14 protein-coding genes are annotated in these 22,909 nt (G+C 68.2%); 7 read left to right on the top strand and 7 right to left on the bottom strand.

Going from position 1 to position 22,909, the window contains the following annotated elements:
• The first annotated feature begins 16 nt into the window (after positions 1–16).
• The 6 genes from sppA to AM586_RS06950 all read left to right on the top strand — a co-directional run bounded on the left by sppA (position 17) and on the right by AM586_RS06950 (position 12,144).
• Positions 17–1,888 (top strand): signal peptide peptidase SppA, encoded by a 1,872-nt coding sequence (gene sppA / locus AM586_RS06975; RefSeq protein ID WP_047826241.1) that lies wholly within the window; start codon positions 17–19, stop codon positions 1,886–1,888.
• A 209-nt stretch (positions 1,889–2,097) separates the two neighbouring features.
• Entirely contained in the window at positions 2,098–3,525 is a 1,428-nt protein-coding gene (locus AM586_RS06970; protein WP_047826240.1) for an efflux RND transporter periplasmic adaptor subunit, read from the top strand.
• A gap of 1 nt (position 3,526) precedes the next feature.
• On the top strand, positions 3,527–6,712 hold the full coding sequence (locus AM586_RS06965; protein ID WP_082439698.1) for an efflux RND transporter permease subunit: 3,186 nt from the start codon (positions 3,527–3,529) through the stop codon (positions 6,710–6,712).
• A complete protein-coding gene (locus AM586_RS06960; RefSeq protein WP_047826239.1) occupies positions 6,709–10,047 on the top strand; it encodes an efflux RND transporter permease subunit in 3,339 nt (1,112 codons plus the stop codon). Before AM586_RS06965 ends, AM586_RS06960 begins: the two co-directional genes overlap by 4 nt.
• Before the next feature lie 2 nt (positions 10,048–10,049).
• A complete protein-coding gene (locus AM586_RS06955; RefSeq protein WP_047826332.1) occupies positions 10,050–11,510 on the top strand; it encodes an efflux transporter outer membrane subunit in 1,461 nt (486 codons plus the stop codon).
• Positions 11,511–11,670: 160 nt separating this feature from the next.
• Positions 11,671–12,144: a hypothetical protein gene (locus tag AM586_RS06950; RefSeq protein ID WP_047826238.1), complete on the top strand. Its 474-nt coding sequence runs from the start codon at positions 11,671–11,673 to the stop codon at positions 12,142–12,144.
• Between the two features lies 1 nt (position 12,145).
• On the opposite strand, the gene AM586_RS06945 is transcribed toward AM586_RS06950, so the two are convergent.
• A complete protein-coding gene (locus tag AM586_RS06945; protein WP_047826237.1) occupies positions 12,146–13,147 on the bottom strand; it encodes a bile acid:sodium symporter family protein in 1,002 nt (333 codons plus the stop codon).
• A gap of 186 nt (positions 13,148–13,333) precedes the next feature.
• Here AM586_RS06945 and AM586_RS06940 point away from each other — a divergent pair, with 186 nt between their 5' ends.
• The gene (locus tag AM586_RS06940) at positions 13,334–15,502 is read left to right on the top strand and encodes a S46 family peptidase (RefSeq protein ID WP_373887948.1); all 2,169 of its coding nucleotides are present in this window, start codon (positions 13,334–13,336) and stop codon (positions 15,500–15,502) included.
• A 144-nt stretch (positions 15,503–15,646) separates the two neighbouring features.
• Here the strand turns inward: AM586_RS06940 and AM586_RS06935 are convergent, their stop codons facing one another.
• From AM586_RS06935 to AM586_RS06910, 6 genes are read right to left on the bottom strand one after another with little or no spacing between them, the layout of a single operon-like run.
• Positions 15,647–17,047, bottom strand: coding sequence for a PAS domain-containing sensor histidine kinase (locus AM586_RS06935; protein WP_109370441.1), 1,401 nt, complete (start codon positions 17,045–17,047; stop codon positions 15,647–15,649).
• On the bottom strand, positions 17,044–18,447 hold the full coding sequence (locus AM586_RS06930; protein ID WP_047826235.1) for a sigma-54 dependent transcriptional regulator: 1,404 nt from the start codon (positions 18,445–18,447) through the stop codon (positions 17,044–17,046). Before AM586_RS06930 ends, AM586_RS06935 begins: the two co-directional genes overlap by 4 nt.
• Before the next feature lie 25 nt (positions 18,448–18,472).
• Complete coding sequence (locus AM586_RS06925; protein WP_047826234.1) at positions 18,473–19,675, bottom strand: ABC transporter permease; 1,203 nt, start codon at positions 19,673–19,675, stop codon at positions 18,473–18,475.
• Positions 19,675–20,922, bottom strand: coding sequence for an ABC transporter permease (locus AM586_RS06920; RefSeq protein WP_047826233.1), 1,248 nt, complete (start codon positions 20,920–20,922; stop codon positions 19,675–19,677). Before AM586_RS06920 ends, AM586_RS06925 begins: the two co-directional genes overlap by 1 nt.
• Complete coding sequence (locus AM586_RS06915; RefSeq protein ID WP_047826232.1) at positions 20,912–21,610, bottom strand: ABC transporter ATP-binding protein; 699 nt, start codon at positions 21,608–21,610, stop codon at positions 20,912–20,914. The genes AM586_RS06920 and AM586_RS06915 overlap by 11 nt, the downstream gene beginning before the upstream one ends.
• 22 nt (positions 21,611–21,632) lie before the next feature.
• Positions 21,633–22,880 carry an efflux RND transporter periplasmic adaptor subunit gene (locus AM586_RS06910; RefSeq protein ID WP_047826231.1) on the bottom strand — a complete coding sequence of 416 codons (1,248 nt, stop codon included), beginning with the start codon at positions 22,878–22,880 and terminating at the stop codon, positions 21,633–21,635.
• Positions 22,881–22,909 lie beyond the last annotated feature (29 nt).

Here is a 22,909-nt window from a genome sequence, read left to right as displayed (position 1 = left end):
ATCAAAGGACATCAGAATGCCATTCAAGCCAGCCTCTTCCTTGCGCCGCGGTGTCGGCGCGCTCTGGCGCGGCCTCGACGCCACCCGCCGCTTCGTGCTGAACCTGCTGTTCCTGCTCATCGTGATCCTGCTGCTGATGGCGATCTTCGGCGGCGGCCTCAAGCCGCTGGCGCCGAAGACCGCCCTGGTGCTCGACCTGAAGGGCGAACTGGTCGAAGAAAAGGCCGGCAGCGTGCGCGATTCCGCGGTCGCGGCGCTGAGCGGCAATGCACGCCACCTGATCCAGTTGCGCGACGTCCTGAACGCGCTCGACGCGGCCGCCAAGGATTCGAACATCAACAGCGTCGTGCTGCTGCTCGACGAGATGGACGGCGGCGGCCTGGCCTCGCTGCGCGAATTCGGCGCCGCCGTCGAGCGCGTCAAGGCGGCCGGCAAGACCGTGGTCGCCTGGGGCGGCACCTACGACCAGAAGCGCTACATGGTCGCCTCGCACGCAAGCGAGGTCTACCTGCACCCGATGGGCATGGTCCTGATCGAAGGCTTCGGGCGCCACCGCAACTACTACCGCGACGCCCTCGACAAGGTCGGCGTGACGGTCAACCTGATGAAGGTCGGCACCTACAAGAGCTTTGCCGAGCCGTATATCGGCAACGGCCCGTCGCCGGCGGCCCAGGAAGCCGACAGCTTCCTGTACAACGCGCTGTGGGCGAATTACACGGCCGAAGTCGAGAAGGCGCGCAAGCTGCCGGCCGGTGCCATCGCCAAGGGCATCGAGGAACTGCCGCAGCGCATGGCGGCCGCCAACGGCAACGCCGGCAAGGTCGCGCTGGACTGGAAGCTGATCGACGGCCTGAAGACCCGCGACGAAGTGCGCGCCCTGATGGTCAAGCGCGGCGTGTACGACGACGCCAACAAGACCTTCCGCCAGGTCTCCTTCCAGGACTACCTGTCGCGCAATCCGCCGAAGATGCTGGGCGACGCCGTCGGCGTGGTGGTGGCGGCCGGCGACATCACCGAAGGCACGGGCGGCCCCGGCATGGTGGGCGGCATCTCGACCGCCAACATGATCCGCGCCGCGCGCGAGGACAAGCAGGTCAAGGCCCTGGTCCTGCGCATCAACTCGCCGGGCGGCAGCGCCTACGGCTCCGAGCTGATCCGCCGCGAGCTGGAACTCACCCGCAATGCCGGCAAGCCGGTGGTGGTGTCGATGGGCGACGTGGCGGCATCGGGCGGCTACTGGATCTCGATGGCGGCCGACGAGGTGATCGCCGACCCGAACACCGTGACCGGCTCGATCGGCGTGTTCGCGATCCTGCCGACCGCCGACAAGGTGGTCGACAAGCTGGGCATCCACACGGCCGGCGTGACCACGACCTGGCTGGCCGACGCCTACAACCCGCTGCGACCGCTCGATCCGCGCTTCGGCCAGGTGATCCAGGCCAGCATCAACCATATCTACGACGAGTTCACCACCAAGGCCGCGATCGCGCGCCGCACCACCCCCGAGAAGATCGACGCGGTGGGGCAGGGCCGGGTCTGGACCGGCGCCCAGGCCAAGGAACGCGGCCTGGTCGACCGTCTCGGCAGCTATGGCGACGCGCTGCAGTCGGCTGCCAGGCGCGCCCACCTGGACGGCGACTTCCGCATCGCCTACGCCGAGCGTCCGGACACCCTGTTCGAGCGCGTCCTCCAGCGCCTTGGCGTGTCGGATGCCCAGGCCCTGAACGTGCAGGTCAAGCTTGGCCTGCTGCCGGCCGACCTGGCCCTGGATGCGCTGCCGTCCGGCGCCGCCGCCGGCGTGGCCAGGGACTTGGGCTGGCTGTCGCAGGTGGCCTCGCGCCGCCAGCCCTTCGCTGCGGTGACCCACTGCCTGTGCGAGGCGCCTTGACCCGCTGTCACTGATTCTCTTTACAAGCGTTAGGCCTTTGTAACAAGTTGTACGCCTGAGCAAGCTGTTACCTACGGGCGCGGAGCCGATCCGCGCCCGTTTTCGTTTTTGGTTTGGTACGTTACGAAACACAAGTTCGCGACGCTCCGTGCTACATTCGGCTGATCATTTTTATTGTGCTTTTGAACACTCGGCCGCCAAGGACTCGCATGAACCCGACCGTCACTCCCGACAAGGAAAAGACCAGCACCCGACCCCAGCGCACCCGCCGCTCGCGCGTGATCGGCGCCATCGTTGCCATCCTCGCCATGGCGGGCCTGGGCTGGCTGGCCTGGCACCTGACCCACCAGCCGGCGGGGGCGGGTGCCGGCGCGGCGGCGGGCGCGCGCGGGCAGGGCGGCGGACCCGGTGCGGGTGGCGGCGGTCCCGGCGGCGGGCGCGGAGGACGCGGCGGCATGGCGGCGACCACGGTCGGCGTCGGCAAGGCCGAGCGCAGCGACATCCCGATCACGCTCGAAGCCCTGGGCACCGTGACCCCGGCGGCGGTGGCGACCGTGCGGCCCCAGGTCGGTGGCGTGCTGCAGAAGATCACCTTTACCGAAGGCCAGCTGGTCAAGGAAGGCCAGGTGCTGGCCACCATCGATGCGCGCCCGGCGCAAATGAGCGTGCTGCAGGCCACCGGCCAGCGCCAGCGCGACGAAGCCCAGCTGGAAAGCGCGCGCGTGCTGCTGCAGCGCTACCGCACCCTGCTGGAACAGGACTCGATCGCACGCCAGGACGTCGACACCCAGGCCGCCCTGGTCAAGCAGCTCGAAGGCACGGTCACCACCGACAAGGCGGCCGAAGGCATCGCCCGCATCAATCTCGGCTACACCCAGGTGCGCGCGCCGATCTCGGGCCGGGTCGGCCTGCGCACCGTCGACATCGGCAACCTGGTGAACAGCGGCGATACGAACGGCATCGCGGTGATCACCCAGATGTCGCCGATCGACGTCGAATTCGCGGTGCCGCAGGACCAGCTGCCGGAACTGCAGCAGCGCATCGGCCAGAACGCGGTCCTGCCGGCGATCGCCCTCGACCGCACCCGCACCCAGACCCTGGCCGAGGGCCGCTTCTTCGCGATGGACAACCAGGTCGACACCCAGACCGGCACCGTGCGCGCCAAGGCCCGCTTCACCAATGACGGCGGCAAGCTCTTTCCGAGCCAGTTCGTGAACATCCGCCTGCAGGTCAACACCATCAAGAATGCGATCACGGTGCCGGTGACGGCCCTGCGCCACGGCGCCAGCGGCGACTACGTCTACGTGCTGAACCCGCAGACCAGGACGGTCGCGCTGCGCAACGTCAAGCGCGGCCAGGCCAACGCCGAGCGGGTCGAGATCGCGAGCGGCCTGGAAGGCGGCGAGACCGTCATCACCGAGGGCGCCGACCGCCTGAAGGACGGGGCCAAGGTGACGCTGCCGGGCGATCGTCCGGCGGGTGGCGCCGGTGGCCGCCGCGGCCAGGGCGGGCAGGGCGGCGCCGCGCAGCCGGCCGAGGGCAGCGCCCAGCCGGCGCCGGCCGGGCAGCAGAGCCAGCCGGGCCAGCCGGGCCAGCACCGCCGCCGCCAGCAGCCGGCCGAAGGGACGGCTCAATAGCATGAGCCCATCCGCCCCATTCATCCGCCGGCCGGTCGCCACATCGCTGCTGATGCTGGCGATCGTGCTGGCCGGCCTGGTCGGCTATAAATTCCTGCCGCTGTCGGCGCTGCCGCAGGTCGACTTCCCGACCATCCAGGTGCAGACGCTGTACCCGGGCGCGAGCCCGGAGGTGATGGCGCGCACCGTGACCGCGCCGCTGGAGCGCCAGTTCGGCCAGATGTCCGGCCTGTCGCGCATGAGTTCCACCAGCGCGGCCGGCGTGTCGGTCGTCACCCTGCAGTTCAGCCTGGGCCAGACCCTGGACGTGGCCGAGCAGGAAGTGCAGGCCGCGATCAATGCGGGCGGCTCGCTGCTGCCGACCGACCTGCCGGCGCCGCCGGTCTACGCCAAGGTGAACCCGGCCGACGCGCCGGTGCTGACGCTGGCGATCACCTCCGACACGATGCCGCTGACCGAGGTCCAGAACCTGGTCAACACGCGGCTCGCGCTGAAGATCAGCCAGGTCACCGGCGTCGGCCTGGTGACCCTGCAGGGCGGCCAGCGCCCGGCGGTGCGGATCCAGGCGAATACCGAAGCGCTGGCGGCCAACGGCCTGGGCCTCGATACGCTGCGCACCGCGATCACGGCGGCCAACGCCAACAGCGCCAAGGGCAGCTTCGACGGCCCGGCGCGCGCCTACACCATCAACGCCAACGACCAGCTGGTGACGGTGCCGGACTACACGAACCTGATCGTCGCCTACCGCAACGGCGCGCCGGTGCGCCTGGGCGACGTCGCCAAGGTGGTCGACAGCGCGGAAAACGTCAAGCTGGGCGCCTGGGCGAACATGAAGCCGGCCATCATCCTGAACGTGCAGCGCCAACCGGGCGCGAACGTGATCGCCACCGTCGACGCCATCAAGGACCGCCTGCCCGAGCTGCAGGCCAGCCTGCCGCCGACCCTGCGCGTGGACGTGCTGTCCGACCGCACCACCGGCATCCGCGCCTCGGTCGAGCACGTGCAGATCGAGCTGGTGCTGGCGGTGCTGCTGGTGGTGCTGGTGATCTTCGCCTTCCTGCACAGCCTGCGCGCCACCGTGATCGCCAGCCTGGCCGTGCCGATCTCCCTGGTCGGCACCTTCGGCGTCATGTACCTGCTCGGGTACAGCCTGAACAACCTGTCCTTGATGGCGCTGACGATCGCCACCGGCTTCGTGGTCGACGACGCCATCGTCATGATCGAGAACATCTCGCGCTACATCGAAGAGGGCGAGAAGCCGATGGCGGCGGCGCTCAAGGGCGCCACCCAGATCGGCTTTACCATCATCTCGCTGACGGTGTCGCTGATCGCGGTGCTGATCCCGCTGCTGTTCATGGGCGACGTGGTGGGCCGCCTGTTCCGCGAATTCGCGGTGACGCTGGCGATCACGATCCTGATCTCGGCCGTGGTTTCGCTGACCCTGGTGCCGATGATGTCGGCGCGCTGGCTGCGCCAGCACGACGAGTCGCACAACTCGCGTTTCGCGCGCTGGTTCCAGGCCACCTTCGATGACATCATCGCCTACTACGACCGCTCGCTGAACTGGGTGCTGGCGCGCCAGGGCCTGACCCTGCTGGTGGCGCTGGCGACCCTGGTGCTGACCGCGCTGCTGTGGGTCTTCATTCCGAAGAGCCTGTTCCCGACCCAGAATACCGGCCAGCTGCAGGCCCGGGTGGAAGCGCGCCAGGCGATCTCCTACCAGGCGATGACGGAGCTGCAGCAGGCCGCCGCGCGCGAGATCCTGGCCGACCCGGAAGTGGCCTCGCTCAGCTCGACGGTGGGGGTGGATGCCGCCAACAACACCATGCTCCACACCGGCACCATGCTGATCAACCTGAAGGAAGGGCGCGGCGACCAGGAAGAGCTGATGAACCGCCTGCGCGAGCGGGTGACCCGCAACGTGGCCGGCGTCAACCTCTACCTGCAGCCGACCCAGGACCTCACCATCGACGCCGAGAGCGGCCCGACCCAGTACCGCCTGTCGATCGAAGGCGCGGACACCAGGACCGTGACCGAATGGGCGAACAAGCTGTCGCAGGCCATGGCGAAGCGCAAGGAGCTGCGCAACGTCGTCACCGACGCCGGCGCGACCGGCGCCGCGGCCTACGTCAACATCGACCGCGACAGCGCATCGCGCCTGTCGGTGACGGCCTCGAACATCGACGACGCCCTGTACAGCGCCTTCGGCCAGCGCATCGTCTCGACGATTTTTACCGAGACGAACCAGTACCGCGTGATCCTGGAAGCCCAGCAGCCCGCGGACATGACGCTCGACGCCCTGTCCAACCTGCAGTTGCGCACCGGCGCCGGCCGCCCGACGCCCCTCTCAAGCATCGCCTCGATCACCGAGCAGGCCGCGCCGCTGCAGATCACCCACGTGGCCCAGTATCCGGCCACCACGATCGGCTTCGACACGGCGTCCGGCGTGAAGCTGGGCACGGCCGTCAGCGCGATCAAGGACGTGGCGCAGGAGATCAAGCTGCCGGCCTCCGTCACCATGACCTTCCTCGGCGCGTCCGGGGCCTACCAGAATTCGCTGTCGAACCAGCTCTGGCTGATCCTGGCGGCGGTGGTCTGCGTGTACATCGTGCTGGGCGTGCTGTATGAGAGCTACATCCACCCGCTGACCATCCTGTCGACGCTGCCGTCGGCCGGCGTCGGCGCGCTGCTGGCCCTGCTGGTGACCGGCCAGGGCCTGGGCGTGATCGGCATCATCGGCATCATCCTCCTGATCGGCATCGTCAAGAAAAACGCGATCATGATGATCGACTTCGCCATCGAGGCCGAGCGCGACGAAGGAAAGGACCCGCGCACCGCGATCCACCAGGCGGCCATGCTGCGCTTCCGTCCCATCCTCATGACCACGCTGGCGGCGCTGTTCGCAGCGGTTCCGCTGATGCTGGGCTGGGGCGAGGGCGCCGAGCTGCGGCGTCCCCTGGGCCTGGCCATCTTCGGCGGCCTGATCGTCAGCCAGATGCTGACCCTGTTCACCACGCCGGTGATCTACCTGGCCTTCGACCGCCTGGCGCGGCGCTGGGGCGGGGAAGCGCCGGCCAAGCCACATGGACCCGGATCGGACGACGGGCCGGATGGAGGACATCCCGCGGCCAGGCCCGAGCCGCAGCAGCCGGCGCTGCTGACGCCGCAACCCGGGGCCGGCAAATGAACCTGTCGCAGCCCTTCGTGCGGCGCCCGATCGCGACCGTGCTGCTGACCCTGGGCCTGGCCCTGGCGGGCATCGCCGCCTTCTTCGTGCTGCCCGTCTCGCCGCTGCCGCAGGTCGACTTCCCGGCGATCTCGGTATCGGCCAACCTGCCGGGCGCCAGTCCGGACACGATGGCGTCCTCGGTGGCGACGCCCCTGGAGCGGCGACTGGCGGTGATCGCCGGCGTCAACGAGATCACCTCGAACAGCGGCAACGGCTCGACCCGCATCAACCTGCAGTTCGACCTGAACCGCCAGATCGATTCCGCCGCGCGCGAAGTGCAGGCCGCGATCAACGCTTCGCGCGCCGACCTGCCGGCGACCCTGAAGAGCAACCCGACCTACCGCAAGGCCAATCCCTCGGATGCGCCGGTGCTCATCCTGGCGCTGACCTCGAAGACGCGCAGCCCCGGCCAGATCTACGACGAGGTCTCGAACATCGTCCAGCAGAAGCTGGCCCAGGTGCGCGGCGTGGGCGACGTCGAGATCGGCGGCGGCTCGCTGCCGGCGGTGCGGGTCGACCTGAATCCCTTCCAGATGAACCGCTACGGCCTGTCCAGCGAGGACGTGCGCGCGGCGATCCAGGCCAGCAACCCGAACCGCCCGAAAGGCGCGCTGGAGGGCAGCGGCATGCGCCTGCAGATCTACTCGCAGGCGAACACCCCGACCAACGGACGCACCGCGGCGGACTATCGCGGCCTGGTGGTGGCCTGGCGCGACGGCGCGGCGATCCGCCTGCAGGACATCGCCGACGTCACCGACGGCGTCGAGAACATCAATACCCTCGGCCTGTTCAACGGCCAGCCGGCGGTGATCGTGCTGGTCACGAGCCAGCCGGGCGCCAACGTGATCGAGACCGTGGACGGCGTGCGTGCGCTGCTGCCGACCCTGCAGGCCCAGTTGCCGCAGGACGTCAGCATGCAGGTGGCGTCGGACCGCACCAACTCGATCCGCGCCTCGCTGCACGAGATCGAGCTGACGCTGATGATCTCGATCCTGCTGGTGGTGGCCGTGGTCAGCGTGTTCCTGCGCAGCGTGCGCGCGACCATCGTGCCCGCGGTAGCCACCGTGGTTTCGCTGCTGGGCACCTTCGGCGTCATGTATTTGCTCGGCTTCTCGATGAACAATTTGTCGCTGATGGCGTTGACGGTGGCGACGGGCTTCGTGGTCGACGACGCCATCGTGGTGCTGGAGAATACCAGCCGCCACGTCGAGCAGGGCATGGACCGCATGAAGGCGGCCCTGCTGGGCGCCCAGGAAGTGGGCTTCACGGTGCTGTCGATCAGCCTGTCGCTGGTGGCGGTGTTCATCCCGCTGCTGTTCATGGGCGGGCAGGTGGGCCGGCTGTTCCGCGAATTCGCGGTGACCCTGTCGGCCTCGGTGCTGATCTCGCTGGTGATTTCGCTGACCACCACGCCGATGCTGTGCGCGGTGCTGCTCAAGGGGCACGGCAAGGACGAGCTGAAGCGCCAGCCGGGCAAGCTGGCGCAATGGTCGGAGCGCGGCTTCGACCGCATCCTGAAAGCCTACGAACATGCGCTCGACTGGGCGCTGGACATGAAGCCGCTGGTGATGCTGATCCTGGCCTTCGTGGTCGGCCTGAACGTGTTCCTGTTCTCGGCCGCGCCGAAGGGCTTCTTCCCGCAGCAGGACACCGGCCAGATCAACGGCGGCATCCGCGCCGACCAGAGCATCTCCTTCCAGGCCATGCAGCAGAAGCTGCGCCAGCTGGTCAACATCATCAAGAGCGATCCGGCGGTCGATACCGTGGTCGGCTTCACCGGCGGCTCGCGCGCCGGCGGCGGCTTCATGTTCCTGAACCTGAAGCCGGTCGGGGAGCGCGCCAAGGGCGACACCGGCCAGGCCGTGATCGCGCGCCTGCGGCCGAAGCTGGCGCGCGTGACCGGCGTGCAGCTGTTCCTGAACCCGGTGCAGGACCTGCGCATGGGCGGGCGCTCCTCGAACTCGACCTACCAGTACACCCTCAAGAGCGACAACCGCGCCGACCTGCGCATGTGGGCGACCCGCCTGGCCGACGCCATGAAGCAGCAGAAGGCGCTGATCGACGTCGACACTGACCAGGCCGAGAACGGCGTCGAGACCTATGTCGACATCGACAAGGAGAGCGCGGCGCGCCTGGGCATCAGCGCCAAGGACGTCGACAACGCGCTGTACAACGCCTTCGGCCAGCGCCAGGTCGCGAATATCTACGATGAGCTGAACCAGTACCACGTGATCATGGGCGTGGCGCAGAAGTATGCGCAGTCGCCGGAGGCGCTGGACGACGTGTACGTGCCGGCCAAGAATGGCGCGAGCGCGGGTGGCGCCAGCGCGGGCGGCGCGTCGGCCGCCACCGGCACCGGGGTGAGCTCGGCCGCCGGCACGGTCGGCGCCGGCGCGGGCAGCACCGGCAACTCGACGGCGAGCGCCGGCGCCCCGTCCAGCCCGAGCAACCTGACTGCCGCGCGCGATCCGTCCAGCGGCTCGGCGCTGTCGACCGGCGCCACCACCATGGTGCCGCTGTCGGCGATCGGCAAGTTCTCCGAGCGCTCGACGCCGAGTTCGGTGAACCACCAGGACGGCGAACTGGCCACCACCATTTCCTTCAACCTGAACCAGGGCTATTCGCTGTCCGACGGCCAGGCCGCGGTGCGCGATGCGGAAAGCCAGATCGGCATGCCGGTGAATGTGCGCGGCAGCTTCCAGGGCCAGGCCAAGCAGGCGCAGGAATCGAACAAGCAGCAGCCGCTGCTGATCCTGGCGGCCATCGTCGTCATCTACATCGTGCTGGGCATCCTGTATGAAAGCCTGGTGCATCCGATCACGGTGCTGTCGACGCTGCCGTCGGCCGGCGTCGGCGCGGTGCTGGCGCTGCTGATGTTCCACATGGAGTTCTCGATCATCGCCCTGATCGGCGTGTTCCTCCTGATCGGCATCGTCAAGAAGAATGCGATCCTGATCATCGACTTCGCGCTCGACGCCGAAAGGGCGCGCGGCCTGTCCGCCACCGAGGCGGTGCGCGAAGCCTGCCTGCTGCGCTTCCGGCCGATCCTCATGACCACCCTGGCCGCGGCGCTCGGCGCGCTGCCGCTGGCGATCGGCTTCGGTGAAGGCTCCGAGCTGCGCCAGCCGCTCGGCATCGCCATCATCGGCGGCCTGCTGGCCAGCCAGCTGCTCACGCTGCTGACCACGCCGGTGGTCTACGTCTACATGGACAAGCTGCGCCGCGCCAGCCCGGACGAGCACGAACTGGCGCGCCATCCACGAGAACATCAGCCTTCGGTTTCCCATCCATGATCATGCGAACGACCTTTACCTTGCGCTCTTCCTTCATTGCCCTGGCTGCGGCCGCGATGCTTGCCGGCTGCGCCGTCGGCCCGTCCTACCAGCGCCCGACGGCGCCTGAGCCGGCCGCGTACAAGGAGCTGCAGGGCTGGGTGCCGGCCGCGCCTGCCGATGCGCTGGAGCGCGGTCCCTGGTGGACGCTGTTCGGCGACCCGCTGCTGAACGACCTGGCGGCCAGCGTGGAGGTCTCGAACCAGAACGTGGCGGCGGCGGTGGCGGCCTACGCCCAGGCGCGCGCACTGGTGACCGAGCAGCGCGCCTCGCTGTTCCCGAGCCTGACCCTGAACGGCTCGGGCACCCGATCCGGCACGCGCGGCGGCGGCAGCGGCAGCGCCTCGGTGGACGCCAACGGCAATATCATCGGCGGCGGCGGCGAGGGCAGCAATGCGCGGACCGCCTACCGGCTGTCGCTCGGCACCAGCTGGGAGCCGGACGTCTGGGGCCGCCTGCGCGCCGGTGTGACGGCCGCCAGCGCCAGCGCCCAGGCCAGCGCCGCCGATCTCGCATCGGCGCGGCTGTCGGCCCAGGGCGAGCTGGCCAGCGACTACCTGCAGCTGCGCGCGATCGATGCCGCGCGCGGCATCCTGGCCACCACCATCGAGGGTTACCAGCGGGTGCTGACGATCACGCGCAACCGCTTCAATGTCGGCATCGTGCCGCATTCGGACGTGTTCCAGGCCGAGACCCAGCTCGCCAGCGCCCAGAGCGACGACCTGAACCTGTCGCGCCAGCGCGCCCAGCTCGAACATGCGATCGCGGTCCTGGTGGGCAAGACGCCGGCCGAACTGTCGATCGCGGCGCAGCCGGACTGGCAGGTGACGGTGCCCGAGGTGCCGGTCGGCGTGCCGTCGACGCTGCTGCAGCGCCGTCCGGACATCGCCGCCGCCGAGCGTAACGTGGCCGCCGCCAACGAGCAGATCGGCATCGCGCGCGCCGCCTACTTCCCGAACATCGGCCTGACGGCTTCCTATGGCACCACCGCCAGCCGCGTCAGCGACCTGTTCAGCGTATCGAACGCGGCCTGGTCCTTCGGCCTGTCGGCGGCGCAGACGCTGTTCGACGCCGGCGCCACCCGCGCCCGCGTGGAGGGCGCGCGCGCGGCCCACGAGGCGGCGGTCGCGCGCTACCGCCAGACCGTGCTGGCCGCCTTCGCCGATGTCGAAGACCAGCTGGCCGGCACCCGTGTGCTGGCCCAGCAGCAGGAACTGCAGCGCCAGGCCTCGGAAGCCGCCGACAAGGTCGAGCAGCAGGTGCTGAACCGCTACAAGGCGGGGCAGGTGAGCTATTCGGAAGTGGTGCAGGCCCAGGTCACCGCCCTGAACGCGCGCCGCACCCTGGTCCAGACCCGGTCCGACCGCCAGACCACGGCCGTGGCCCTGATCCGGGCCCTGGGCGGCGGCTGGCATGCCGAGTGAGCAAATTCGGGGTCAAATTCGGGGTCAGAGTCCTTTTTTTGGAAACGGCGCGGTGGCAATATTTCAAGCTGCTGTACTTGCTCGCCCTGACGACGCTTCGCGATACCTTGCTTCGAAGGTATTGCCATAAAATGTGCTCTGACCCCGAATTCTGTAATTAATGCGCTCTGACCCCGATTTTTTCGATGTATTCAGGACCGGCTCGCCGGCCTGGGTGGCCGTCTACCTGGCGAGCACGATCGGCCTGACGGCCTGGATGCGGCGCCACGAGTTCCGGCAAGGCGGCCGCGCCGGTGCGATTGCGGCGCTCGATGTGCTGGCCAGCGCCAGCCTGGCGATCCCGGCGCTGGCCTATTGGAATATGGATATCGGCGAGCGCCTCGGCGATGGCGTGCTGGGGCCGCTGTTCGGGCTCGGTGTGCTCGGCCTGTTCGGCTTCGTCGTCCATGACGCGCGCACGATGCTGCGCCATCCGCGCATGACGCCGCGCCAGCGCCGGCTGTTCGCCGCGCTTGGCGCCGCCGCGGTACTGCTGCCGTCTTCGCTGGAAATGTGGTGGGCCGGCTCGGCGCTGGCCCATGTCCACGCTTCTCCCGAAGAAATTGCCAAAAACGGGAGTCTGACCCCGGTTTGATTCAGGTCTGCTTGCGCTGGGCCCACTTGGCGGCCAGCACGGCGCAGACCATCAGCTGGATCTGGTGGAACAGCATCAGCGGCAGGATCACCATGCCCATCGGGCCGTGCGCGAACATGACCTTGGCCATCGGGATGCCGCTCGACAGGCTTTTCTTGGAACCGCAGAACACGATGGTGATTTCGTCTTCGCGCGAGAAGCCGAGACGGCGGCTGGCGAAGGTGGACAGGCCGAGGGCCAAGGCCAGCAGCACGCAGCACATTACGCCCAGGCCCAGCAGCGTGGGCAGCGACAGCTTGTGCCACAGGCCTTCGTTCACCGATTCGCTGAAGGCGGTGTAGACCACCAGCAGGATCGAGCCCTGGTCGACGAACTTCAGCATCGGCTTGTGGCGGTCGACCCAGGCGCCGATCCAGGGGCGCAGGAACTGGCCGGCCAGGAAGGGCAGCAGCAGCTGTTCGACGATGCCGAGGATGGCGTCCAGCGGCGAGCCGCCACCGGCGCCGCCGCCGTGCACGATCAGCGCGCTGACCAGCAGCGGCGAGATGAAGATGCCGGCGAAGTTCGAGGCCGACGCGCTGCACACGGCCGCCGCCACGTTTCCGCGCGCCACCGAGGTGAAGGCGATCGAGGACTGCACGGTCGAGGGCAGGGTACACAGGAACAGGAGGCCGACGTAGAGCTCGTACGGCAGCACGCTGGTGACCAGCGGCTTCATGGCCAGGCCCAGCAGCGGGAACATCACGAAGGTCGCACACAGCACCAGCAGGTGCAGGCGCCAGTTGGCCAGGCCGGACACGATGGCCTCGCGCGACAGCTTGGCGCCATGCAGGAGGAACAGCAGGCCGATCGCGAGGCTCGTGACCTTGCCGAACACGACAGCAGCCTGGCCCTCGCAGGGCAGCACACTGGCGACGACCACGGTGCACATCAGCAGCAGGGTATAGGTATCGGGAATGAGTCCGCGCAGGGCGGCTCCGGCGCGGGCAAGGGAACTTGGCATGACAGGGTTTCCGGAACGTCGACAGGGCAACCGCCTATTCTAGCGGCTTGCCGCGCTTCCCGCTGGGCGCCGATGCATTGTCAATACCATGCAAAACCCCAAGTGAGTATCGGTGAGAAATCTATTTCCACCCATTAGCAGGGACTATATACTCGCACTTGCTTTTTATTCATCCTGGGGTTCATCGTGTTCAAATCCATCGTTTTGCCTGTCGTCGCGGTGATGGGGCTTATCGCCTCCGCGCACGCCGACGAGGGCCAGTGGCAGCCGCACCAGCTGCCGCAGCTGCAGTCCGAACTGAAGCGCATCGGCATCACCATCCCGGCCGAGAAGCTGGCCGACCTGTCCAAGCATCCGATGAGCGCCATCGTGTCGCTGGGCGGCTGCTCGGCGTCCTTCGTGTCGCCGGATGGCCTGGTCGTCACCAACCACCACTGCGGCTACGGCGCGATCCAGCGCAACTCGACTCCCGAACACAATTACATCGTCCACGGCTTCCTGGCCAAGACCCGCGCCGAGGAACTGCCGGGCGGCCCGAACACCCTGGTCTACGTGACCGAGAAGGTCGAGAACGTCACCGACCGCGTGCTCAAGGGCCTGTCCCCGAGCCTGTCCGGCAAGGAGCGCCACGAGCAGGTCGAAAGCCGCATCAAGGCGCTGATCGCCGAATGCGAAAGCGCGAATGGAGCTAACGACAAGGCCTACCGCTGCTCGGTGCCGGCCTTCCACCGCGGCGGCGAGTACTACCGCATCAAGCAGCTGATGATCCGTGACGTGCGCCTGGTGTACGCGCCGGCCGACAGCGTCGGCAACTTCGGCGGCGACATCGACAACTACGAGTTCCCGCGCCACGCCGGCGACTTCTCCTTCCTGCGCGCCTACGTCGGCAAGGACGGCCGCCCGGCCGACCCGTCGCCGGACAACGTGCCGTACAAGTCGAAGGACTTCCTGGTGGTGTCGGCCGAAGGCCTGAAGAACGGCGACCCGATCCTGCTGGCCGGCTACCCGGGCCGCACCAGCCGCTACAAGCTGGCGTCCGAGATCCGCTTCGCGCGCGACGTCGACTACCCGGCCAAGGCCGCCTCCATCACCGCCGACCTGTCGGTGATCGCGGCAGCCACCATGGGCAACCCGAACTACGACGTGCGCTACGCCAGCGTGTCGAAGGGCCTGAACAACGTGCTGAAGAAGACGCAAGGCCTGATGGACGGCTTCGCGCGCAAGGACATCGCCGCCGTCAAGGACGTGCAGGACGCCGAGTTCCGCGGCTGGTACAAGCAACATGGTAAAGAGCTGAAGGCGGGAGGCGGCAACCTGCTGTCCGAGCTCGATACCGCGATCGGCGCCGACATGGCGACCTCGCAGCAGGAAGCCGCCTGGCTCGAGGCCACCCACAGCGATCTGCTGAAGAGCGCGCGCACCCTGTACCGCCTGGCGCTGGAACGCCAGAAGCCGGACGCCCAGCGCGAAGCCGGCTACCAGGAGCGCGATCTCTCCTTCATCAAGGCGCGCCTGAACCGACTGGAGCAGTCGTTCGTTCCCAGCGTCGACCAGGCCCGCTGGCAGGCGGCCCTGAACCGCTATGCGAAGATCGACCCGAAGAACCACCCGCGCGGCCTGGACGCGCTGCTGCCGAAGGTCGACGCGGTTCCGGCGATGTACAAGGGCACCGAGCTGGCCGACACCGGCAAGCGCCTGGCCTGGATCGGCAAGGACGCGGACGCCTTCCGCGCCTCGCATGACCCCTTCATCCAGCTGGCCGTGCGCCTGCAGGATACCGCGATGGCGCTGGAAAACCACCGCAAGGAAGTCGACGGCAACCTGGAACGCGTGATCCCGCAGTACATGGAAGCTGTGATCGCCTGGAAGAAGTCGCACGGCAAGCCGGTCTACCCGGACGCCAACTCGACCCTGCGCGTGACCTACGGCACCGTGGCGCCGTACAGCCCGCGCGACGGCATCACCAAGGGCCCGTTCACGACCCTCGAAGGCATCCTGGAAAAGGCGACCAACAAGGAGCCGTTCAACGCCCCGGGCAACCTGCTGCAGGCGATCCGCGAGAAGCGCTACGGCGTGTTCAAGGATCCGGTGCTGGGCACGGTGCCGGTCAACTTCCTGTCGAGCGCCGACACCACCGGCGGCAACTCGGGTTCCGCGGTGATGAACAAGCGCGGCGAACTGGTCGGCCTGAACTTCGATTCGACCTATGAATCGATCACCAAGGACTGGTACTTCGACCCGGTGATCACGCGCGCGATCCACGTCGACATCCGCTACATGCTGTGGGTGATGAAGGAAGTCGACCACGCGGATAACGTGCTGAAGGAAATGACGATCAAGTATCCGAAGAAGTAAGCGTCAGCCCGTCGTGCCGGGCATTGCCCGACCCGACTCCCCGCGCAGGCGGGGATCCAAGCTTGCAAGCGCAGACGTAACGCACGCAGAACTTGGGTCCCCGCCTTCGCGGGGATGACGTTCTTAAGCCGCGGGACGACGTTTTTAAGCCGCTGGAAACCAGATATCGAAGCGCGTCTCCTGCGCCCCCGCCGCCGCCAGCGCGCAGTTGGCCCCATGCCGCTGCAGCACCTCCCGCACGAACATCAGGCCGATGCCCTGGCCGCCCTTCTTGGTGCTGAAGAAGGGCGTGAACAGGCGGTGCACCGGCGCGTCTTCCAGCAGGCCGCCGGAGTCGATCACCGACAGGCGCACGCGCTCGCCCAGGTTTTCCAGCTCGACGCGGATCGCGCCGCCGGTCGACCCGTCGCGCGCATTGCGCTCGGCGACCGCTTCGATCGCATTCTTCACCACGTTCAGCAGCGCCTGCTCGATCAGCTGGACGTCCAGCGGCAGCGGCGCCACCGCGTCGCAGCGGCTCCAGCCGAGCTGGATGCCGCGCGCATTGCACAGGTCCCGGTTCAGCCACAGGATGTCGTCGACCACGTCCTGCAGGCGCGCCGGGCGCAGTTCCGGCGCCGGCATCTTGACGACCCGGGTGAAGCGGTCGATGAACTCGCCCAGGCTCACGTTGCGGCGCTTGACCGCGACGATCGCGGTGACGAAGTCGCCGGCGTCGCGCTCCGCCAGCTGGCCGCGGTAGGTCAGCAGGGAATCCAGCACCGAGCCGGTGGCCGCCACCGTGTTGTTCACTTCGTGGGCCAGCACGCGGATCAGGCGCGCATAGGTGGCGCGCTCCGAGTCCTCGAGTTCGGCGGTCAGCTCTTCGACGATCAGGAAGTGGCGGGCGAAGCCGCGGTCGAAGAAGCGGCTGCGCTGCGCCCGGTAGCGCCGTCCCTCGGTGTCGACCAGCAGGCGGCTGTCGCCGAGGGCGAGGGCGTCGAGCTGGCGCACCAGGTCGCGGCTGCGCGCGCGGCCGCGCTCGTCGAGCGCCGGATCGAAGCCGGCGTCGTCATCGTTCCAGGTCGACAGCGGCTTGCCGAGCGGCGCGTCCAGGCCCAGCAGGGCGCCGGCGCTGGCGTTTACCAGGCTGATGGCGTGGTCGAAGTCGAACACCAGCACCGCGCTCGGCGTGGCTTCCAGCAGGCGCTCCAGGAAGCCCTGCTGTTCGCCGATCGCCAGGCGCTCGCGGTGCAGGGCGCTCAGCATGCCGTTGAACATGCCGACCAGGTCGTCCAGTTCCGTCACGCCGGGCGCGGCCAGGCGCGACGCGTACTGCTGGTCCTGCAGCAGGTCGTGGAACTGGCGCGTGTAGCCGAGCGGCTCCAGCGCGCGCCGCACCAGCCGCCAGCCCAGCGCCAGGCTGGCGGCCAGCAGCAGTTCGGCGCCCACGAACAGCAGCGGACTCGCCGGCAACAGCAGCATCGCGCAGCCGCCCAATGCCAGGTGCAGCACGGCCAGGTAGGCCGCGAGCCGCGTCCGGAGCGTCAGTGCCGGCAGCGTCATTCCTCGCGCACGCCGCCGCCGAGCCCGTGGCGTTCGAGGCGCCGGTACAGGGCCGTGCGCGACAGGCCGAGCGCCTTCGCCATGCGCGAGATGTTCCCGCCGTGCTGCTGCAGCGCCTGTTCGATCATGTGGCGCTCGACCTGTTCGAGCGTCATGCCGTCCACGCCCAGGCGCGCGCCCGGCACCCCTTCGTCGACCGCGCTGGCGGCCACGAAGTCGGCCTGTCCCAGCTGCGGCTTGCCGGCCAGGAGCAGGGCCCGTTCGAGGGTCTGCCTGAGCTGGCGGATATTCCCGGGCCAGGGCTGGCTCGACAGCCAGTCCAGCGCGTCCGGCGCCAGCACGACCTCGCCCAGGCCGTAGCCGTCGGCGACCCGGGCGGCGATGTGGCGCGCCAGCAGCGGGATGTCGCTGCGCCGCTCGCGCAGCGGCGGCAGGCGGATCGTGATCAGGTTCAGGCGGTAGAACAGGTCTTCGCGGAATTCGCCGCTCGCCACCAGTTCCGCCAGTTCGCGGTTGGTGGCCGACACCACGCGCAGGTCGGCCTGGGACGTAGCGCTGGCGCCGACCGGCTGGTAGCGCTGGTCCTGCAGCACGCGCAGCAGCTTGACCTGGTCGCCGCGCTGCAGCTCGCCGATCTCGTCGAGGAACAGGGTGCCCTTGTCGGCACTGGCGATGTAGCCCTTGCGGTCGCTGCGCGCATCGGTGAAGGCGCCGCGCACGTGGCCGAACATCTCGCTCTCGAACAGCGTGGAGGTAATCGCGCCCATATTGATCTTGACGATCGGGTGTTCCGCGCGCGGGCTGTTGCGGTGGATGGCGTCGGCGATCAGCTCCTTGCCGGTGCCGCTCTCGCCGAGGATCAGGACCGGGGCGCGGGTGCGCGCCACCTGGGCAATCGTCTCCAGCACCTTCAGCAGCTTCGGGTGCTCGCCGACGATGCCGGAAAAATCACACTGTGCATCGAGCGAGCGCCGTGTCGGGCGCGGCGCGGCGGCCGGCGCAAGCAGGTCCAGCGTGGCCTCGGCCAGCGCGACAAGCTGGGTGTTGTCCCAGGGCTTGGTGAAGAAATTGGCGGCGCCGGCCTTCACGCCCCGCACCGCCAGGGCGATCGAGCCCCAGGCCGTCATCAGGAGCACCGGCAGGGCGGGATACTGCTGCTTGATGCGGGCCAGCAGGTCGAGCCCTTCCTCGCCGCTGGTCTGCAGCGAGAAGTTCATGTCCTGCAGAACCAGGTCGGCCGGCGCCGACGCCAGCATGGCCAGGGCCTGTTCGGGGCCGTCGGCGCACTGCGCCTCGAAGCCGGACTGCTTGAGCAGCAGGGCCAGCGAGACCTGTACCGCGCTGTCGTCGTCGACGATCAGGATGCGTCGCTTGCGTGTTGATTCCCGTGTTGCTTCCATAGGCTTGATGCGAGTCTCTCACTGATTATTCGTAGTGCAGCGCTTCGGTCGGGCTCAGGCGGCTCGCGCGCCAGCCCGGGTACAGCGAGCACAGCAAGGATAGCAGATAGATCACGCCCATCGACAGCCCGGCGGCGCCGAGGAAGACCGTCCAGTTCAGGGTCTCGCCCAGCGCGCCGGTCAAGGGCAGCTGCACCAGCAGCACCAGTCCCAGCACCATTGCCAGGGTGCTGAGCAGCAGCTGCTCGGCGACGATCTGGCCATAGATGTCGGCGGCGCGCGCGCCGACAGCGCGGCGCAGGCCGATCTCGGGGATGCGCTGGTGCGTGTTCTGCCACAAGGTGCCGAACAGGCCGAAGGCGACCATCAGCAGCACGAAGGCGGCAATCGTGGCGATGATGACGAGTGGGGCGAAGCGGGCTCTCAAGGTCGAGCTGCGCTGCGCTGACAGCGGCGTGATCTGGTACGACCAGTCGTTGTGCACGCCCTTCAGCCGGCGGTTCAGGCGGGTCTCGAAACTGCGTGGGGTGCCCGACCTGAGCTTCAGCACCAGCACGCGCGGGTCGCGACCGGTGTCCACGCCAGTGCCGGGAGCAAAGCGCACGAAGGCGAAGTTCTCCGGCGTCATCAGCTCGCCCTTGCCACGGTATTCGCCGACCACGCCGACGACCTTGTAGGCCTGCTTCTGGTCGCGGTCGGTGTCGGTGAACTGCCGGCCCACGGCGGCCTGCCCGGGAAACAGGGCGTGGGCCAGGCGGCGGTTGATCACCACCGGCAGCGTTGCGCCGCCGTCGTCGAGCGTCGAGAACCAGCGGCCATCGACCAGGTCGAGGCCCAGCGCCTGCGCCGCGCCGTCGCTGGCGTCCACCATGTCGGTTCGGATCCGCACGTCCCCCGGGCCTTTCATGGTCGTGCTCATGGTCGACAGCGCATAGGGCTCGATGCTGACAAAGGCGGCATGCACGACCTCGGGCATGCCGAGCACGCTGCGCTTGAACGTATCGTAGGTGGCGGCATCGATCCTGCCCTTGCCGCCATTCTCGGGTCTCAACTCGACCGACCACAGGCCGTCGCCGTCGAAGCCGAGTGGCATGCGGTACAACTGGACGCTGCGCACGGCGGCGGCGGCGATCGCGAACACGACCGCGAATGCGAGCATGATTTCGAGGCTCAGCATGAAATTCCTGGTCTTGCGCTGCCAGGTCAGTTTCAGCAGGTGGCGAAACATCAGACAGTTCCTTTCAATGCATGCACGGGATCGAGGCGCGACATCCGCCAGGCGGGGAGCGCGCCGGAGAGCAAGCCGAACACGGTGGCGATCAGCAACCCATAGCCGAACACCGCCAAGTCCATTTCCACCTTCAGATAGGGGATCAGGCCGGCGTTCTCGATCCACCAAAGGACGCCGCCGGTGGCCGCCAGCGCGACCAGTCCGCCCGCAAGGCACAGCAGGATGTTCTCGACCACGAACTGGGCCGCCAGCTGGACGCTGGTGGCGCCGAAGGCCTTGCGCACGCCGATCTCGGCGCGCCGCTCCATGATGCGGCCGGTGTTCAGGTTGACGAGGTTCAGGGCCGGAAGCAGCATGAACAGCAGCATCGCCCCGCCGATGATGGCGAGCAGCTTGCCGGCGCCCGAATCGGCTTTGTCGAGGCTGCCAACGGCCAGGCGGGCGAACAGGTCGAGCTTGCTGTCGGCCCAGAAGCGCACGGTCTGCCACTGACCCGGGTCGTCCGGGACCACGCTCGCGGCGATGCGTTGGACATCGCGCCGGATGCGTGGCAGGTCGGCGGCCTGACGGGCCAGGATCAGGGCGATGAAGCCGCCGGTCAGGTCGTTCCGGTAATCGGTCGAGGCGAGGCTGGAGATGGGCGCCCAGATGTCGGAAAACGCGTTCACGTGCATCGCATCCTCGACCACGCCGACGATCTGGTACTGGCGGCCGCCGATGTCGATGTTGCGGCCGATGGCGGCGACGGGGGCGCCGGCGAACAGCTTATGTGCGCTGCTGCGGTTGACGACCACGACCTGCCGTCCGAGCATGTCGTCGTCCGCGTTCGGCAGGCGTCCGGCCAGCAGCTGGAAGTCGAGGACCTTCCAGTAGTCGGCGTCGGCATGGCGCATCTGCATCTCGGCGACGCGATCGTCCTGGTACACCGATACCGCACCCGGCATCGTCACCGCGGCGACCCGTTCGATTCCCTGCATCGGCTTGAGATATTTGTCGATCAGCTTGTAGCCGAGCGGTGTGATGCTGCTGGCATGCCCGTTCGGTCCGTCCATGCGCACCATGAACACCTGCAGGAAACGCTCGCTCTTGCCTTCGACGCCAGTCGGATGGAAGGTCGTTTCGAGCAGGGCGGTGATCACCATCAGCACCACCAGCGTAAGCACGATGCAGGCCAGGTTGATCGCGGTGAACAGCTTGCGGCGCATGAAGACCTTCCAGGCGGTCAGCAGGTAGTTACGCAGCATGGGCGGGCTCCGGCGCATCGACAGCTGAATTGACCAGCTGGCCGTCGAACACCCGCACGATGCGGTGCGTGCGGCGCGCTTCCCGCTCGTCGTGGGTGACCATCACCACGGTCGTGCCCTCGAGGTTGAGTTTCAGGAGGATGTCCATGACTTCCTCGCCCATTTTGCTGTCCAGGTTGCCGGTCGGTTCGTCGGCCAGCAGCACCTTCGGCTGGCCGACGATGGCGCGCGCGATCGCCACCCGCTGCTGCTGGCCGCCCGAGAGCTGGTTTGGGTAGTGGTCCATGCGCGCGCCCAGGCCGACCTTTTCCAGCGCCTCTCTCGCCAGCCGGCGGCGTTCGGCGCCGCTGCCGCTGCGGTAGAGCAGGGGCAGCTCGACGTTGTCGATCACGCGCAGGTCCGGAATCAGGTGGAAGCTCTGGAAGATGAAGCCGAAGCTGCGGTTGCGCAGGGCGGCCAGCTGGCGGTCGCCGTAGCGCGTTATCGACGTGCCACCGACCTCCACGCTGCCCTGGCCGGGCCGGTCGAGTAACCCGATGATGTTCAGCAGCGTGCTCTTGCCGCAGCCGCTGGGACCCATCATGGCGACGAATTCGCCCTCGCGGACGTGCAGGTCGATGTCCTTCAGGGCCAGGGTCTCGACCTTGTCGGTGCGGTAGGTCTTGCTGACCTTGTGCAGTCTGATCATGTTGTTCTCCTTGTTCTCGATATCAATTCGTGATGCGGATGCTGTCCAGGTCCTTGAAGGCGCTGGTATCGGACACGATGAAACGGTCGCCGATGCGGGCCCCGCTCGCCACCTCGACCACCTTGCCGTCGCTGGCGCCGAGGGTCAGCGAGGTCTTGCGCGCGCCCTCCTCGCGCACCGCGAAGGCAGGCTGGCGGCCCTTGCCGTTGAAGGCGGCGCCGCTGTCGATCACCAGCACGCCGGCCTTGCGGTCGGTGACGATGTTGACGTCGACCCGCATCTTGTTGCGCAGGTGCTGGTTGTGCGGCTGTTCGAGATCGACCAGCAGCTTGATGGTGCCGTTCTGGACTTCGGGCAGGATGGTGTGCACGCGCCCGCCGAACCGCTCGCCGTTCTGCTCGACGCGCACTTCCTGGCCGGGCGCCAGCTGGCGCGCGTAAAAGTCGGAGACCGTCGCTTCGACCCGGTAGTTGTTCAGTTCCGACACGCGCGCCACCAGCTGGCCGGCGGCGACGCTGGCGCCTTCCTCCTCGACCAGCGAGGTCAGCATGCCGGAGAAGGGCGCCCGCACGCGGGTCTGCTCGAGCAGGCCTTCCTGCCGCGCGATCTGCTTCTGCAAGATCGCCTCCTGCAGGTTGGCGGCGGCGATGGCGCCGGCGGTGCCGCGCCGCGTGTCTTCGATCAGCTCGCGCTGCTGGCGCAGCTGGATCTCGTTGCGCTGCACGTTGAGTTCCGAGCTCAGCAGGTCCTGGCCCGACACCAGGCCGCTCTCGCGCAGCTTGCGGTTGCGCTCGCGCAGTGCGCGGCTGGACTGCAGGTCGATCTCCAGCAGTTCGATGGCGGACCTGGTCTGCTTGAGCTTCTGCTCCATCTCCTGGCGCAGCACGACGATGCGGTTTTCCTGCTGCGCGAGCTGCTCCTTCAGCGCTTCCAGGGCCAGGCGGATCTCGCGGTCGTCCAGTTCGAGCAGCAGCTCGCCCTGTTTCACCTGCTGCCCCGGCTTGGCGAGCACCCGCGCCACGCGGCTGGCGCCGGGACTGGACACGACTTCCTCGTGCACGGGAATGACGACGCCGGCGGCGCTGATGGTGTTGTCGACGTTGCCGCGCCGGACTTCGGCGATGACGAGCTCACTGGCCGACACGCTGGGACGCACGGCGCGGTTGATGCCCCAGGCCGCCGCGAAGAAGCCGGCGCACAGCAGGAGCCCGGTGGCGAGCCGGAAGTGGCGGCGGCGGCGGAGCAGGTGGATGCCGATGGCTTGGTCCATGACGGTGCTTGTTCTGAAGGAGTGGCGAT

Source organism: Massilia sp. WG5 (assembly GCF_001412595.2).
Lineage (GTDB): Bacteria > Pseudomonadota > Gammaproteobacteria > Burkholderiales > Burkholderiaceae_D > Telluria.
Note: the sequence above shows the minus strand (reverse complement) of the source record. Positions and strands in the feature narration are given on the sequence as shown.

What these genes read in the sequence shown, in the direction of transcription:
- AM586_RS06945 (WP_047826237.1), bottom strand. Translation starts at nt 13,147, where the DNA reads ATGCCAAGTTCCCTTGCCCGCGCCGGAGCCGCCCTGCGCGGACTCATT.
- AM586_RS06920 (WP_047826233.1), bottom strand. Translation starts at nt 20,922, where the DNA reads ATGCTGCGTAACTACCTGCTGACCGCCTGGAAGGTCTTCATGCGCCGC.
- AM586_RS06935 (WP_109370441.1), bottom strand. Translation starts at nt 17,047, where the DNA reads ATGACGCTGCCGGCACTGACGCTCCGGACGCGGCTCGCGGCCTACCTG.
- AM586_RS06970 (WP_047826240.1), top strand. Translation starts at nt 2,098, where the DNA reads ATGAACCCGACCGTCACTCCCGACAAGGAAAAGACCAGCACCCGACCC.
- AM586_RS06955 (WP_047826332.1), top strand. Translation starts at nt 10,050, where the DNA reads ATGCGAACGACCTTTACCTTGCGCTCTTCCTTCATTGCCCTGGCTGCG.
- AM586_RS06960 (WP_047826239.1), top strand. Translation starts at nt 6,709, where the DNA reads ATGAACCTGTCGCAGCCCTTCGTGCGGCGCCCGATCGCGACCGTGCTG.
- AM586_RS06930 (WP_047826235.1), bottom strand. Translation starts at nt 18,447, where the DNA reads ATGGAAGCAACACGGGAATCAACACGCAAGCGACGCATCCTGATCGTC.
- AM586_RS06950 (WP_047826238.1), top strand. Translation starts at nt 11,671, where the DNA reads ATGCGCTCTGACCCCGATTTTTTCGATGTATTCAGGACCGGCTCGCCG.
- AM586_RS06910 (WP_047826231.1), bottom strand. Translation starts at nt 22,880, where the DNA reads ATGGACCAAGCCATCGGCATCCACCTGCTCCGCCGCCGCCGCCACTTC.
- AM586_RS06915 (WP_047826232.1), bottom strand. Translation starts at nt 21,610, where the DNA reads ATGATCAGACTGCACAAGGTCAGCAAGACCTACCGCACCGACAAGGTC.
- AM586_RS06965 (WP_082439698.1), top strand. Translation starts at nt 3,527, where the DNA reads ATGAGCCCATCCGCCCCATTCATCCGCCGGCCGGTCGCCACATCGCTG.
- AM586_RS06925 (WP_047826234.1), bottom strand. Translation starts at nt 19,675, where the DNA reads ATGTTTCGCCACCTGCTGAAACTGACCTGGCAGCGCAAGACCAGGAAT.
- sppA (WP_047826241.1), top strand. Translation starts at nt 17, where the DNA reads ATGCCATTCAAGCCAGCCTCTTCCTTGCGCCGCGGTGTCGGCGCGCTC.